A 14803-nucleotide genomic window follows, 5' to 3' on the forward strand; every position below is an offset into this window, starting at 1 on the left:
CCACGGGGACACCGCCCCCCACGAGCCGATCCAGGTAGGCTTGCAGTTGGGTAAAGGTCGGTTCGACGGCCTGGACTGCCTGCTCCCCTTCCTCTTCGCGCAAGCCAAAGGGACCCTGAAGCTTCTCAACCAGATCCTTTAAGGTGTCAAAACCATTGAGGAATAAGGATTCCACTTGCTGATCCACATTCACCGGGTTTTCCTTGAGCACCTTCAGGCAATCCTCCAGGCGGTGGGCGGTTTTCTGAATGCTGCTAAATCCCAACATGGCGGCCCCCCCCTTGATGGAGTGGGCGGCCCGGAAGACCTCATTGACGCGCTCCGAGTCCTCCACCGTTGCCTGCAAATTTAATAGCCCTGATTCGAGCGTTTCCAGGTGCTCCTTCGCTTCCTCCAGGAAGAAACCGATAATTTTTTGCTTATCGTCCGACACTGCCCTATCCCTCCCAATAACAGGACTTTCTGCGCTCGATTCCATCGCTGAATGGTTGCACCAGTGGCTCGAATGGTTACACCAGTGGCTAGTGCTGGCCCCGCGATCGCAGCCCCAGGGTACAGATGACGACCTATGTCGATACCGCTCCGCCATCTTCTTGCCCAGATAGACGGGCAAGTTTGATGACCAGCTTAACTAAGTTTGCCCGTAAATACCTAGGGACGTGCAAAAAATGCCGAGAAATCCCCCCTGGTTACCAGCTTCCCCCCGCGCCGCAGGCAGTTCGGTTTTCAGCCCGCTGCCCCCAACCAAAGGGCCAACCCAAGCGACGGGTTAAGCAGGGGCGATCGTTATGTCATAATTTGTAACGTGTACTTTAAGGAAAGTAGCCTCGGCACGGCTAAGTGGGAGTCATGACCTCGGAGATGGTAAATACAACCCCGAGCGATCGCTATGAATGTCGATCGTGTGGGTATGTGTACGAGCCTAGCGCGGGCGATAGCGGTCAGCAGGTGGCCCCCAATACCCTGTTTACCGATCTTCCGGCCCATTGGCGCTGCCCTGTCTGCGGCGCTCGTAAAAATGCTTTTAAGAATATTGGTCCCCAGGGGACACCCTCCGGCTTCCAGGAGAATCTCAGCTATGGGTTGGGCGTCAATACCCTGACACCTGGCCAGAAGAATTTGCTGATTTTTGGGGGACTGGCCCTCGCCTTTTTCTTAATGCTTAGCCTGTATGGCCTTCAGTAATGGTTTGCCTAGGAGCCTGTCGTTGTGAGAAACCTGTTAAAAATCGTAACCTTTTGCTTCAGCTTACTGCTATGTGTGGGCTGTAATCCTGCCTACCTCGCTCCGTTGGAGAGCAACCCTTGGCAGGTGATCCAGTTACCTACCGAGGCGACCCCCCAGGATATCAGCTTTACGGGTGATCCCAACCACGGTTGGTTAGTGGGAAGCAATACCACCCTGTTTGAGACCCAAGATGGGGGCCAAACCTGGCAGGAACAGCATTTAGATTTAGATGAGAAGTTTACCTTCACCTCGGTCAGCTTTGCGGGCGAAGAAGGGTGGATTGTTGGGGAACCGTCGATCCTCCTCCATACGAACGATGGGGGGCAATCCTGGACCCAGATTAGCCTTAGTACCCGTCTGCCCGGTTCCCCCAGTAAAATCCAGGCATTGGGGTCAGGTCGGGCGGAAATGACTACGGATGTGGGTGCCATTTATCAGACCCAGGATGGTGGGCAAACCTGGCAAGCTCTCGTGCAAGAAGCCGTCGGCGTGTTCCGTAACCTCTCCCGATCGCCCGATGGTCGTTATATTGCCGTATCATCGCGGGGCAGTTTCTACTCCATTTGGGAACCGGGGCAGCAACGGTGGCAACCCTATAACCGCAGTTCTTCACGGCGGGTCCAAAACATGGGGTTTACCCAGGATGGTGGTGTCTGGCTGTTAGCGCGGGGGGGGCAGATTCAGTTTAGTCCCAGCGGTGAGGAGGGGTCCTGGAGTGATCCCCTAACGCCTGAATTTGCGACCAGTTGGGGATTGCTCGATTTGGCCTATCGCACCCCCCAAGAGGTTTGGGTGGTCGGAGGAAGTGGGAATTTACTATGCAGCCAGGATGGCGGGAAAACCTGGAAGAAGGACGTGGCTGTTGAAAATGTCCCTTCCAACCTCAATCGGATTGTTTTCCTGAATGATAACCAGGGCTTTATTTTGGGCCAGCGGGGAATTCTCCTGCGCTACCAGGCCGCGTAAGGTGGGCACGGAGGCCACGCAGGTGCACACTGGTGCAGGTGAACACGGGATATAGATGTTGCCGAGGGAGGGCTAAAGAGTAACAAGAGTATTAGATAATGGGATCTGAATTCTTATAAAACCTGAAGAGAGGAGGTTTTTACATGGCTGGAACTACGGGTGAACGCCCCTTTTCCGACATTGTTACGAGTATCCGCTACTGGGTGATTCACAGCATTACAATCCCCGCATTGTTCATCGCGGGTTGGCTCTTTGTCAGCACAGGCTTGGCCTATGATGTGTTTGGCACGCCCCGCCCAGATGAATATTTCACCCAAACTCGCCAAGAACTCCCGATCGTCTCCGATCGGTTTGAGAGTAAGAAGCAAATTGAGCAGTTCATGAAGTAACAGGCCAACCTGCCTGGGCTAATGTCTCTAATTTGACCCTTATCTTTTTTGCTTAAACTATGGTCAGCAATAATCCCAATCAACCGACATCCTATCCGATTTTTACAGTTCGCTGGCTAGCGGTGCATACCCTGGCTGTGCCCACGGTTTTCTTCCTCGGCGCGATCGCCGCAATGCAGTTTATTCAACGGTAAGAACTCATGGCAGAACGGTCTTCAAACCCCAACCGGCAACCCGTAGAGCTGAACCGGACTTCACTCTATCTGGGTCTGCTCCTGATCTTTGTGCTAGGGATTTTATTCTCCAGCTATTTCTTCAACTAATGTTGATGAGTTGGGTGGGTCTGATCAAAAAACTCGCTAGCCCGTCCCTGGCGCATCTGGCCAGGTGATCGGTGCGATCGACACCACCCAGAGCGCAATCTGAATCGGCATGGATATCCTTGGGTATCCGGATGCATACTGCACAGTTGAGTTGGTTTTAGATCCCGTTAGGAGGTAGATGTAATGCTTCAGTCAGGTAGAATTCCCCTCTGGTTGGTCGCGACGATCGCCGGGTTGGGCGTGATTGCCGTTGTTGGCCTGTTTTTCTACGGCGCATACGCGGGTCTTGGTTCATCGATCTAAGGGATAATGAGTCCCCAAATCCAGCAGTGGTCAAGGATTGGCGGGATTCGTAAAGCGTTGCGAAAACTTGCAACAGAAGGGGGCCTTATGGCCCCTTTTGTATTTGTATTGGGATATCGTGAGTCAAGTTTTCTCTCGCGGCCTGCCCTAGCCATCCTAAATGATTGGTCAGTGTGTTGGGTCGCCCGGCGTTTGCCCCACAAGCTATACCCTTAAACTCGCTAGACCCATTGCTCGCCCTCAGAGAGTACAGCCAAAGCCATTTACAGCACTTCCCGCCCCGGTGAGGCACAGACACGGGGCTTAAGCCCCGTGTTCGCAAGGCTTGACCGTACTTCATGCGAGAGGGAACGGCTGCATCCAAGCCAATGTCAAGTTAGGTTGCTAATTTTACGGAGTTTGTTTAGGATATGTAAAGAAGCGTAAAGATATCTTGCGTTATTAGAAACATTTGGGTTTTAGTAACGAAATTTACAAAAGTCCTGACGGGGTCTGCATTGTAGGGTTTGATGGTGGGCAGTCGAGACTGGCGCCATTGTGTTAGATAAAACGCTGTAATCCTTTCCCCGTAAAATATTCAGCCATTTTAGGGCTGCCCCTTCTCAATGAACTTTATCCTGTTCCCGTTTTTTTCACGATCGTTGCTTAACCTGATGTTTGTACGGACAAGCGTGGTCAAAACACTATGAGCCAAGCTACCACTACTCCCCTTGTAATCAACGAAGATGTGGTTACCTTCTTCAAATACTGGCAGGGTGAACTCCAGGAAGGGATGCGCTGTGGCGAAGAATTATACCGTCATCTTCGGTCCTTTGGTCGCCACGATCGCCTGCGGGCCTATGATCTGGGCTGGAAACTCGCCCAATCGGGCCATCCGGTTTGTGTGACCTGCTCCAACCAGCGCTATGCGATCTGGGTAAGTTTGCGATCGCCCTTGGAGATCGAGGATAGTCACGTAGAAGATTCGACCCTATTAGCTGCAGTCGCGGCCTAAGGTTGACCTACCGGTTAACCGACAGCGAAACAACATGGACACGATCGCGCAACAGCTCTACCAACAACGACAATTTTTTCAAACGGGCCAAACCCGTTCCCTTGCGTTTCGTCGTGCCCAATTGCAACAGTTACGGCAACTGATTGTTGACAATGAAGCCCCAATTCTGGAGGCACTACACACTGATCTGCGCAAGCCCCAGTTTGAGGCGTATGCCGCTGAAATTTATGTTGTGCTTGAGGAGATTAAGCGTACCCTCAAGGCTTTGCCGATCTGGATGCGACCGCAGCGGGTAAAGGTACCGCCGCTGCAACAGCCGGGAAAGGCGATGCGGGTGCCCGAACCCCTAGGGGTTGTCCTAATTATGAGTCCCTGGAACTATCCCTTCCAACTGTTACTGTTACCCTTAGTAGGAGCAATTGCGGCGGGGAACTGTGCCATTCTCAAGCCTTCGGAAGTTGCCAGCGCCACCGCTACCCTAGTTGCGGACCTGATTAAAGCCTACTTCGATCCCCAAGTTATCTGCGTCATCACGGGCGGTATCGATACCAGCCAGCGCCTTTTAGCGGAACGGTTTGACCATATTTTCTTTACGGGTGGGACGGCGATCGGCAAAGTCGTTATGGCTGCCGCTGCCCAACACCTGACCCCGGTCACCCTGGAACTGGGGGGAAAAAGCCCCTGCCTCGTCGATCGCGAGGTTGATCTGGCCACAACAGCCCGCCGCATTGTCTGGGGCAAGTTTACCAATGCCGGCCAAACCTGCATCGCTCCGGACTATCTGTTGGTCGATCGGGCAATCCAGGCTCCCCTGCTGGCCGCCATGCAAGCCTGTTTGCAGGAATTTTATGGCGATGATCCGGCCCAAAGTCCCGACTATGCTCGCATCATCAACGATCACCATTTTCAACGCCTAACCGCCTTGCTCCAGGATGGCCCGATCGTCGTCGGGGGGCAAACCCAGGCGGCCGATCGCTACCTGGCCCCGACCATCCTGGCCCCGGTTTCGCCCAATGCCCCCATCATGCAGGACGAGATCTTTGGGCCAATCCTGCCGGTGTTGACCTACGACAGCCTGGATGCCGCAATTGCCTTTGTCAACGATCGGCCTAAACCGCTGGCCCTCTATTGCTTCTCCCGCAATGCGAGCTATACTCAACAGGTCCTCACCCAAACCTCAGCCGGTGGAGTCTGTATTAACGATATTCTGTTGCACAACCTGGTACCAGACCTAGGCTTTGGTGGGGTTGGCCCCAGTGGCATCGGTCGCTATCACGGTAAGGCGAGTTTTGAGACCTTCTCTAACTGGAAGGGCATCCTCCATCGCCCCTTTTGGCTCGATCTGCGGCTTCGCTATCCGCCGTATACTGGTACATTGGCGAAATTCAAATCCCTAGTGCGATTTTTACCCTGACGATTGAGGCTAGGGAGTGCATTGAGTATAGCGATCAGCCATTCCGGTGTCTGCTCGTTAAACTGATGGCACGGGTGAAAAAAATTCGTTGCCAACCAGGGCCAGGTCTGTCGCTAGGGGTATAGCCCTAGGGGCTAAGATCAGGCATCCTAAGCGGTATCCTTCTCTACCCTGTCACGAGGGACAGACTGGCGTATGAACCCATTTGAGTCGCTATCCCGCAAAGATGCGATTAACGCGTTTCTGCTTTGGTTGTTCATGGCCTTTATGGGCTTTATCCTACTGCCATCAATCGGTATTATTCAACCCGAAGGGCGGTTATTTGTTTGGATCGCCACGGGTATCCCCTTGGGCCTAGGTGGCTCCCTGCTGGTGGGGGCCAGCTCTGAGTTTGTGGCAACGGCGGGTCAACATCCGGCTGGACTGACGAAGCAAACCTTGATCTGGCTGGGGCAAATTGCGGGTTGGTTGGGTCTGGTTGGCATTACCTATCCCGTGTTGATGGTGGCGATCGAATTTCTGAGCAAGGTTGTCAGGGAAATCGAGACCATCCCTCGCTAAACCGATGGCCCGCGATCGGGCTGGGGGAAGTCAGACCAACGGTTGCTTATTTTTGCGGGTGCCATTCCCGACGGTTGCCACCTTAGCTGCGGAGGGTGACCCCAAACTTCTCTACCAGAGCGTCCCGTACCGCCTGATGGGTGGCTTCAACCTCACTGTCTGTCAGGGTACGATCGCTGGCTCGATAGACGAGTCGAAAAGCCAAGCTGCGCTGGGGAACCTTGGCCGCAGACTGGTCCGTACTAGCCTCCCCGCGATATTCATCAAACAGGGCGATCGTCTCTAGGAGTGGCTGCCCCGCCCGGGTGATCACCCGTTCCAGATCCCGCACGGATACTTTCAGGGGGGCATAGAAGGCAATATCACGATCGGCAGCGGGATAGGTGGCATAGGCTCGGAAGCGACGATTGAGGGCATCCTCCTCGCACAAGGCGTTGAGCAACACATCCAGGTCTAGCTCAAATACATAGACAGCATCGGGGAGATCCCGTGCTTGGCGGAATTGGGGATGCAGTTGCCCAAAGGTGCCGAGGCGTTCACCCTGGAGCCATAGGGAAGCGGTGCGACCGGGATGGAGACGCAAATCGCGCTGGTCGGGTTGATATTCCACCGACAGCCCCAGGTGCTGAAAAACACTTTCCAAGACGCCCTTGGCCTCAAACCAGGTTAGGGGCTGCTCCCGTCCCCCCCGTTGCCATTTACCCTGGCTGGGATCACCGCCCAAAATCCCGGCGAGGCGATCGGCCTCTTGCAGCCCTTCCTCATCACACCAGAAGATACGGCCCAATTCAAAGGCATTGAGGGGGCCATTCCCTTGGGCCAGGTTGTATTGAAATGTATCGATCAACCCGGCAACCAGCTCGGTGCGCAGGGCCGAATACTCTGTTAACAGGGGGTTGACGATCGCAATCTGGCGGCCATCCGGGGTTAGGGCTAGGTTGTGGGTATCTCCCGCCTTGACCAGAGAGTAGTTGACAACTTCCGTTAAGCCATTGGCCTGGAGGGCCGATCGCAATTGACGAATGACCGTCGCATCGATCGGCAGAAAGCCCGCTTCCGTTTTATCCGGCAGGGTTTCGCCAAAGCGATCGTAGCCATAGAGACGGGCCACCTCTTCAATCAAATCAATTTCCCGCTCCAAATCCCGATAGCGATAGGGGGGGACGGTCACCTGCCAAGTATCCGGGGCCTCCCCCGGCACCAGCGTACACCCCAGGCACGTCAGAATCCGTTCCACTTCCGCCGCCTGGAGGTCGCGCATCTCCTCACCCGTATCTACTAGCCCCAAGACCTGCTGCACCCGCGCCAACCGGAGGACGATCGTCGTCCCAGTCGCTGGGGCCGTGCGGGGACTGGCCACCCCCTGTTCCTGGATTTGCCCTGCGGCGATCGTCGTCAACAGATCCAGGGCACGCCGACAGGCGAGGGGTAATTCGACCTGGTTTACCCCCCGTTCATAGCGCGTCGAAGCTTCCGTGCGCAAGGCTTGAGTACGGGCCGATCGCCGCACTGCCACCGGCTCAAACATCGCGGCCTCCAGGAGGAGATTTTGGGTTTGGTCATGGACTTCGGTAGCCTCCCCCCCCATAACCCCAGCCAGGGCCACGGGCTGATCCTGGGCCGTAATCAGCAGGGTTTGGGGTTGCAGGGTACGGTCTTGACCATCCAGCGTCGTGAGAGTTTCGCCCGCGCGCCCATAGCGCACCCCGATCGTCAAAGGGCTGGCCGTGGAATCGTCCACCGTCGCCAGGAGACGATCGTAGTCAAAGGCATGGAGCGGTTGTCCCCATTCCAACAACACATAGTTGGTAATATCCACCACATTGTTAATCGGACGTACCCCAGCGGCCTGGAGGCGTTGCTGCAACCACAGGGGGGAGGGGGCAACCCGGACCGCCGTGACCAGGGTACCCATATAGATCGGGCAGGCATCGGGTTCCGCAATCTTGATTTGCAGGTGATCGCGCGCCGTGGCCGGTAATGGTTCGGGCACCGGGGGTAAGGTGAGGGGGGCACCCGTTAGCGCCGCCACCTCCCGTGCAATGCCAATCATGCTCAGGGCATCGGCCCGATTCGCCGTCGAGGTCAGGTCAAACACCACATCATCCAAACCCAGGAAGGGCCGCGCATCCGTCCCCAAAACCGGAACATCACCCAGCAGGGCTGGGTCAAAAATGTGAATCCCTGCCGACTCCTTACTCAGCCCCAATTCCGCCAGGGAGCAAATCATGCCGTGGGAAGGAACCCCCCGCAGTTTCGTCGCCTTAATTTTCAGATCAACGTGGGGGAGATAGCTGCCGATCGTCGCGACGGGAACCAAGATATCCGCCCGGACATTGGGGGCACCACAGACAATGCCCAGGGTTTCGGTGCCAATATCAACCTGACACACACTGAGCTTATCCGCATTGGGGTGGCGCTCGCAACTGACCACCTTGCCCACAACCACCCCCGCCGCCCAGGCCCGCCGATCTTCAATGGCTTCAACCTCAAAGCCTGCCATTGTTAGGGTTTCAGCCAGTTCTTCCGGCGGGAGTGAGACATCCACCAGTTCCCGCAACCAGTTCCAAGAAATACGCATAGCCAGCCTGGGTCTGTTTTGCTCGATTGAGTCTTTCTATTTTACCGTTGCCCGGTCGGTACCCATGAACGGCAGCAAAGGCGACCCGATCCGTTAAACCGGGGTGACACCAGGGTCCAGACAACCGCCCCTAGCCAACCTTCGCCTTCCCTGTCCCCCTAATCTAGTGTGCTTAGGCGATGTCCCTAGGCGGGATCTTGGGGTACTCTTAAGGTAGAGGACTGTGCTCATTTAGGGATTCTCTGCCATTCTGTTGATCCTGAGCCGCTGCTGCGTGTTTATGCTGCCTTTAGACAATAGGCGGCGACTTCAAGAATGTTTCATAGAATTTCCGCAAAATTACCCCAGACAAGCCAAGGTAAACATAGATAATGTGAGACAGATCAAGACAAATTTATTAGCTTTTTTACTGATCTCCAGGTTGCTTTAAGATCCTGCTTGGCGAAACGATATCCCTATGTAAAACCGCTGAACGCCCACTGAACGCCCACTGAACGCCCTAGGAGCGTGGCCGTGCATGAGTTACTGTGTTAACCCAGTATGTCCTAAGCCAGAAAACCCAGCCAATGCGCTGACGTGCTTAGCCTGCGGTGCCAAGCTGCTGTTGCGCGATCGCTATCGGATGGAGCAAATGTTGGGGCAGGGGGGATTTGGTGCCACCTTTCTCGGTCGGGACGAAGCGCTACCCGGACAGCCCCACTGTGTCGTCAAGCAACTGCGGCCCACCTCAACGGCCCCCCATGTGCTGAAGATGGCGCGGGATCTGTTTCGCCGCGAAGCCAAAACCTTGGGAAAAATTGGTAGCCATCCCCAAATCCCCCGCTTGCTGGATTATTTTGAAGCGACGACCGAATTTTACCTGGTGCAGGAATATATTAGTGGCCTCACGCTGCAACAGGAGGTGAAGCAATCTGGGCCGTTTTCTGAGCAAGGGGTCAAGCAGTTTCTCAGCGAATGTCTGCCGATTTTGCAATATATCCATTCGCAAGAAGTCATTCACCGGGACATCAAGCCCGCTAACCTGATTCGGCGTGATCAGGACCGGCGGTTGGTATTGATTGACTTCGGTGCCGTGAAAGATCAGGTTAACCCCGATGCGGCTAGCCTGTCGGATCAGACAGCACTAACCTCCTACGCGATCGGGACACCGGGGTATGCCCCACCGGAACAAATGGCCATGCGTCCGGTGTATGCCAGTGATATTTACGCCTTGGGGGTGACCTGTTTATTCCTACTAACCGCAAAAACACCTAAGGATATGAACTATAACCCGGCCACGGGCGAGACCATGTGGCGGGATCATGTCCATGTGAGCGATCACTTTGCGGAAGTCCTGTCGAAAATGCTGGAGGTGTCGGTTCGTCATCGTTACCAATCGGCGGCGGAGGTGCTGCGTGCCCTGGATCTGGAACCCTATCTGGAGAGTTTAGCCCAGGGCATGATCAACGCGCCCACGGCCACCAATAATGGTGCGGTAGGTCTGCCCCGCCCGTTTGCCCGGGATGAAACGCCCTCGGAAGGGGGCAGTTCCCTATCCCGTACCGCCCAAATGGCCAAGGCTATTCGGGCCCGACGGGCTAAAATGGACCCGGCACCCACAACCCGACTGGGCACTGGGCGGCCAACCTCGCTGCGATCGACCTCCGGCCCCTTGACGGCAGGACAACCGACGAGCGCGGGTAAGAAAAGCACGCCCCCCCGCAAGCTCACCGCCGATGATATCGTGACCTACTACACGAAAGGCCGACGTGACTTTGCGGCACAAGACCTTTCCAACTTGAATTTGCCAGGGGCAAATCTGGAAAGTGCCATGTTTCACGATGCCAAACTCGTCAAAACCAACTTACAAGGGGCGTGTCTGTCAGAGGCCAACTTTAGTCAAGCGAATTTGCATTCGGCGATCCTGCGGGATGCCGTATTAACCAAAGCCTATCTGAATCATTCGGACTTGCAAGGGGCTGATTTACGCGGGGCCGATTTGACCGGGGCCTATCTCACGAATGCGAATTTGCGCGGGGCGAACCTTTGTGGGGCAATCCTGACGGGGGCAAAGGTCACGGACGAGCAGTTAGCAGTGGCTAAGACAAACTGGATGACGGTGCGCCCGGATGGCAAGCGTGGGATTTTTAAGTGATGGGGCTATCCGGGCGGGGGGCTGGTGGGGTTTTCCCTGGCCCCACAGGCAGAGAGGCACATGATATAATTCTCAGACTAAGTGGGTAGCCTGGTACCAGTCCCTACCTCCATTTATTTGTCAAAAAGAGGATATGCCCTTGCCTCGCCGTTACTTCTTCACCTCAGAGTCCGTCACCGAAGGTCATCCCGATAAGATCTGCGATCAAATCTCCGACACGATCCTGGATACCCTCCTGGCCCAAGATCCCAAAAGTCGCGTTGCGGCTGAGGTTGTTGTGAATACGGGGCTGGTTCTGATTACGGGCGAAGTCTCTACGCAAGCCCACGTAAACTATATTCAGCTAGCCCGCCAAAAGATTGCGGAAATTGGCTATACCGGTACCGATAGCGCCGAGGTTAGTGGCTTTGCGGCCAATAGCTGTGCGGTGATTGTAGCCCTGGATGAGCAATCTCCCGACATCGCCCAGGGGGTAGATGTTGCCCAGGAACAACGGGAAGCGGGCAGCGAAGAATACCTCGATCGCATTGGAGCCGGGGATCAGGGCCTCATGTTTGGCTATGCCTGCAATGAAACCCCGGAATTGATGCCCTTGCCAATCAGTTTGGCCCACCGTATTGCCCGTCGTCTCACGGCTGTACGCAAAACCGGTGAGTTGCCCTACCTGCGTCCAGATGGCAAAACCCAGGTGACGGTGACCTATGAGGATGGCCGCCCGGTGGCGATCGACACTATTCTCATTTCCACCCAACACACGGCCACGATCGGGGACATTACCGATGATGCGGGCGTCCAGGCCAAAATCAAGGCTGACCTCTGGGATGCCGTTGTCCAACCCGTCTTTGCTGACATTAACGTGAAGCCGGACGCCAGTACCCGCTTCCTGGTCAATACCACGGGTAAGTTTGTCATCGGCGGTCCCCAGGGCGATTCCGGGCTAACGGGCCGCAAGATTATCGTGGATACCTATGGTGGCTACTCTCGCCACGGCGGTGGCGCCTTCTCTGGCAAAGATCCCACCAAGGTCGATCGCAGTGCTGCCTACGCTTGTCGCTATGTGGCGAAGAATATTGTGGCGGCGGGTTTGGCGGAAAAGTGTGAAGTGCAGTTGAGCTACGCGATCGGCGTGGCCCGTCCGGTGAGCATCATGGTGGATACCTTTGGTACGGGTAAGCTGCCGGAAGAGACGTTGTTAGATCTGGTGAAACAACACTTTGAACTGCGGCCAGCCGGTATTATCCGGGCCTTCAATCTGGATCAGCTACCCGCAGAACGGGGCGGTCGCTTCTACCAGGATGTTGCTGCCTACGGTCACTTTGGTCGCACGGATCTGGATCTGCCCTGGGAGCAAACTGATAAGACCGATATCCTCAAAGCCGCCCTGAGTCAACCCTTAAGCGCGATCGCCTAACGGGTGAGGGCTATGCAATTGGGGTGCCTCCCATCATCAGTAGCTAGGCGCTAGGTCAGCAAATTTCAGCCTCCCGATTAAGTCACGACTTTAGTCGTTTCAGAGGATGTTTAAAAGGGGATCGCGGTTAAAACCGCGACGACGAACTTCAGCATTTGGCCGTCCTCAGCGTTGTTTTGCGTTGGTAGTGGCGACTTTAGTCGCCCAAACGGCTTGTTTCTGGACTTTTCAAACCCCCTCTCAGACGAGTCGTTTGTCCTGCGTAAAATGTCCTGCGTAAAATAACGGGTTGTATAGCGGTAGTCACACTCATTAGGACATTGCCAAGGCTGTGATCAACCATTAGGACATTGCCAAGGCTGTGATCAACAAGGGGCTTAGGCCCCTTGTTCTAACCTGAATGACGATGGTTGTAGGGTGGCGTCGAGCCGCCGGACCCAACCCATTTACTGATCTGCTTGGGGCGCACTGCGTTTGCCCCAATCACCCAATTAACCTTGACCGACAACTAGGTTTTGGGAGAGATAAAGTGTGCCCAGATGTGGCCAGAACCCGGTTCAGGATCACACATCCGCTCCATATAGTCGTTGTCGTAGAAGACCGACTTGCCATTGCGATCGCGGTAACCCGTGAGGGCATTGCCATAGGGGTCATGGACAATATAGCCCTTGGGGGTATAGCCGATAATGCAAACAATATGGCCAGAGTGGGTGAAATAGCCCCCAACCACCACAGGCCGACGATTATTCAGCTCTGACTTAACCTGATCCCAGGTGCGATTGGTGGCGTAGTTAGAGCGGAAGCCATAGGCATCCACCAGCCGCACCAGGACACTGTGGTCAGTTTGGGCACCATCGCCGTACTTGGCCCGTACCCACCGGAAAAACTCGTCCTCCAGTTGCTCATTGGGATTCTTGGGTTTGAGGCCGTAGTAGGCCAGCACCATTGCGATCGCCGTGACATTACATGTACTTTCGGGCCGGAATTGATTATCCCGCTGGGAGAAGTAGGGCACATTCAACTCCACGCGATCGCTGACCGTCATCACGGGTTTGCCGCCCTTTTGTATCTGCACATGGGCAGAAAAGAAAAAGCCCACCGTGCCCACAGGATTGAGTGCCTGGGTTAGGGTCACCTGGGTATGCCCCCCTTGCGCCGGAGCGTAGTTGGTAATCCCATAAACCGCATCCTTGGGAACTCGCACCAGTTCCGTTGACTTGAGCACACTGGAATCGACCGGACGAGCCTTAAACAAGGTAGCGGTGATCGCCTGCACCGAGAGAACATCCGGGTTATGGGGGACCTCCTTGCCATTTTGCTCAATCCGCACATGCTGCCAGAAGACATATCCCGTATTCCCAAACCCTGGAATCGCCTCGGCCAGTGTGACGTAAAAATGGCCCGTTACCGCCACAAAGGCAGTCAAGCCCAAGCGTTGTCCCTCAACCAGATCAAACTTCTGATTAGCGGGCAGTTTACTGGAGTCATCCGGTGTGGCCTTAAGGGGAGTGGTCCGGGTAACAATCAGTTGGGCGGCCCCTTGCGTCACCCCATGTTCGGGTGTACCGGGATTAATCACCGTATCGCCCTGCTTCAACTCCACATCCCGATTGAAGAAGAAGCCCGCATTGCCCGGTGGGAAGGGAGCAATATTTTCCGTCAGTTGGACCTTGAGGTGGGCATCAACCTGCTCATAGTGGGTAACAGTCAGGGTGCGTCCCGCTTTGACCACCACCCGCTGGTTAGCGGCCAGGGTGGAAGAGTCGGCGGCGGAAACCTTGAACTGGGTATCGCGTAGCACCCGCAACTGCAAGGGGTCCGCACTGGCCACGATCGTCAGATCAATCTTTTGTTCACTGACGGTTTGGCCCGCCGCATTTAGCCCGCGCAGGTGCAGCCAGCGGGCACCGACTTGGTAAAACCCTTCCCGTATCTGGCTCTGCCAGCGTCCCGCTGTTGGTTGATTTAGGGTGACCGCAAAGGCATCCCGATCCTCGGCCATCAAGGAAACAGTGGCGATCGTCTGGGGGGTGAAGCTGCCCTGGAAGGTAACTGGCGTATTCACCACAATTTGCGTAGGTCCCTCGTAGGTCACGCGGGCATCCGAGGGAGGTGGGGGGGGTGGGCTGCTATTGCCGCCACTGCTGCTCCCGCCACTGCTGCCATTGCCTGAGCCGCCGCCACTGGCGGGAGGTTGGAGATTACGGGTCGTCAGGAGGGCAGCCCAATCATTATCGTCAATGCGCCCATCGGCGGGGTTCAGGTTAGTTTCCTGTTGGAAAGCAACGACGGCATTATGGGTGTCTTCATTAAAGTTACCGCTGATCTCACCCTTGTAATACCCCTCCCCCTTGAGGAAGGCCTGAAGTTGATGAATGGGGCCATCACTGAGGCTGGCTTTTTGCTGATCGCCCCGCCGCAATTCGGGCAGATCCATCGGGGTGCGGTAGGGGAAATCTCGCCAAGCTGCCACACCTGGGGTGAAATACCCCAACTGAAC

General features: G+C 55.5%; 14 protein-coding genes. 11 read left to right on the plus strand and 3 right to left on the minus strand.

The window, feature by feature from the left end; translation table 11 throughout:
• The coding region (locus ACWIUF_RS19525) for an Hpt domain-containing protein (protein ID WP_448574204.1) at positions 1-433 on the minus strand (433 nt) is incomplete at its 3' end.
• A gap of 428 nt (positions 434-861) precedes the next feature.
• Here ACWIUF_RS19525 and ACWIUF_RS19530 point away from each other — a divergent pair.
• The 9 genes from ACWIUF_RS19530 (at position 862) to ACWIUF_RS19570 (ending at position 6177) form a co-directional block, all read left to right on the plus strand.
• Positions 862-1185 (plus strand): rubredoxin, encoded by a 324-nt coding sequence (locus tag ACWIUF_RS19530; RefSeq protein WP_448574205.1) that lies wholly within the window; start codon positions 862-864, stop codon positions 1183-1185.
• A gap of 24 nt (positions 1186-1209) precedes the next feature.
• Positions 1210-2193 (plus strand): photosynthesis system II assembly factor Ycf48, encoded by a 984-nt coding sequence (locus ACWIUF_RS19535; protein ID WP_448574206.1) that lies wholly within the window; start codon positions 1210-1212, stop codon positions 2191-2193.
• A 143-nt stretch (positions 2194-2336) separates the two neighbouring features.
• Positions 2337-2582: a cytochrome b559 subunit alpha gene (gene psbE, locus ACWIUF_RS19540; protein WP_448574207.1), complete on the plus strand. Its 246-nt coding sequence runs from the start codon at positions 2337-2339 to the stop codon at positions 2580-2582.
• Between the two features lie 59 nt (positions 2583-2641).
• Positions 2642-2776, plus strand: a complete 135-nt coding sequence (psbF, locus tag ACWIUF_RS19545) for a cytochrome b559 subunit beta (protein ID WP_448564895.1) — start codon at positions 2642-2644, stop codon at positions 2774-2776.
• A 6-nt stretch (positions 2777-2782) separates the two neighbouring features.
• Positions 2783-2905: a photosystem II reaction center protein L gene (locus ACWIUF_RS19550; RefSeq protein ID WP_448574208.1), complete on the plus strand. Its 123-nt coding sequence runs from the start codon at positions 2783-2785 to the stop codon at positions 2903-2905.
• A 183-nt stretch (positions 2906-3088) separates the two neighbouring features.
• Positions 3089-3208 (plus strand): photosystem II reaction center protein J, encoded by a 120-nt coding sequence (locus ACWIUF_RS19555; protein ID WP_448564891.1) that lies wholly within the window; start codon positions 3089-3091, stop codon positions 3206-3208.
• Between the two features lie 685 nt (positions 3209-3893).
• Positions 3894-4202, plus strand: a complete 309-nt coding sequence (locus ACWIUF_RS19560) for a hypothetical protein (RefSeq protein ID WP_448574209.1) — start codon at positions 3894-3896, stop codon at positions 4200-4202.
• Between the two features lie 34 nt (positions 4203-4236).
• Positions 4237-5616 (plus strand): aldehyde dehydrogenase family protein, encoded by a 1380-nt coding sequence (locus tag ACWIUF_RS19565; RefSeq protein WP_448574210.1) that lies wholly within the window; start codon positions 4237-4239, stop codon positions 5614-5616.
• A 195-nt stretch (positions 5617-5811) separates the two neighbouring features.
• On the plus strand, positions 5812-6177 hold the full coding sequence (locus tag ACWIUF_RS19570) for a hypothetical protein (RefSeq protein ID WP_448574211.1): 366 nt from the start codon (positions 5812-5814) through the stop codon (positions 6175-6177).
• 82 nt (positions 6178-6259) lie between these two features.
• Here the strand turns inward: ACWIUF_RS19570 and pheT are convergent, their stop codons facing one another.
• Positions 6260-8758 (minus strand): phenylalanine--tRNA ligase subunit beta, encoded by a 2499-nt coding sequence (gene pheT / locus ACWIUF_RS19575; RefSeq protein WP_448574212.1) that lies wholly within the window; start codon positions 8756-8758, stop codon positions 6260-6262.
• 517 nt (positions 8759-9275) lie between these two features.
• On the opposite strand from pheT, the gene ACWIUF_RS19580 reads away from it, so the two are divergent.
• Both ACWIUF_RS19580 and metK read left to right on the plus strand, forming a co-directional pair.
• Entirely contained in the window at positions 9276-10892 is a 1617-nt protein-coding gene (locus ACWIUF_RS19580; RefSeq protein WP_448574213.1) for a protein kinase domain-containing protein, read from the plus strand.
• Positions 10893-11025: 133 nt separating this feature from the next.
• Entirely contained in the window at positions 11026-12303 is a 1278-nt protein-coding gene (gene metK / locus ACWIUF_RS19585) for a methionine adenosyltransferase (RefSeq protein WP_448574214.1), read from the plus strand.
• A 508-nt stretch (positions 12304-12811) separates the two neighbouring features.
• Here the strand turns inward: metK and ACWIUF_RS19590 are convergent.
• Positions 12812-14803 (minus strand): C39 family peptidase (locus ACWIUF_RS19590; RefSeq protein ID WP_448574215.1); only part of this gene is annotated, 1992 nt, incomplete at its 5' end.

The organism is Trichothermofontia sp. (genome assembly GCF_053493415.1).

Bases quoted from the DNA above. Each gene is read 5' to 3' on its own strand.
- ACWIUF_RS19530 (WP_448574205.1), top strand. From the start codon at position 862: ATGGTAAATACAACCCCGAGCGATCGCTATGAATGTCGATCGTGTGGG.
- psbE (WP_448574207.1), top strand. From the start codon at position 2,337: ATGGCTGGAACTACGGGTGAACGCCCCTTTTCCGACATTGTTACGAGT.
- psbF (WP_448564895.1), top strand. From the start codon at position 2,642: ATGGTCAGCAATAATCCCAATCAACCGACATCCTATCCGATTTTTACA.
- ACWIUF_RS19550 (WP_448574208.1), top strand. From the start codon at position 2,783: ATGGCAGAACGGTCTTCAAACCCCAACCGGCAACCCGTAGAGCTGAAC.
- ACWIUF_RS19555 (WP_448564891.1), top strand. From the start codon at position 3,089: ATGCTTCAGTCAGGTAGAATTCCCCTCTGGTTGGTCGCGACGATCGCC.
- ACWIUF_RS19560 (WP_448574209.1), top strand. From the start codon at position 3,894: ATGAGCCAAGCTACCACTACTCCCCTTGTAATCAACGAAGATGTGGTT.
- ACWIUF_RS19565 (WP_448574210.1), top strand. From the start codon at position 4,237: ATGGACACGATCGCGCAACAGCTCTACCAACAACGACAATTTTTTCAA.
- ACWIUF_RS19570 (WP_448574211.1), top strand. From the start codon at position 5,812: ATGAACCCATTTGAGTCGCTATCCCGCAAAGATGCGATTAACGCGTTT.
- pheT (WP_448574212.1), bottom strand. From the start codon at position 8,758: ATGCGTATTTCTTGGAACTGGTTGCGGGAACTGGTGGATGTCTCACTC.
- ACWIUF_RS19580 (WP_448574213.1), top strand. From the start codon at position 9,276: ATGAGTTACTGTGTTAACCCAGTATGTCCTAAGCCAGAAAACCCAGCC.
- metK (WP_448574214.1), top strand. From the start codon at position 11,026: ATGCCCTTGCCTCGCCGTTACTTCTTCACCTCAGAGTCCGTCACCGAA.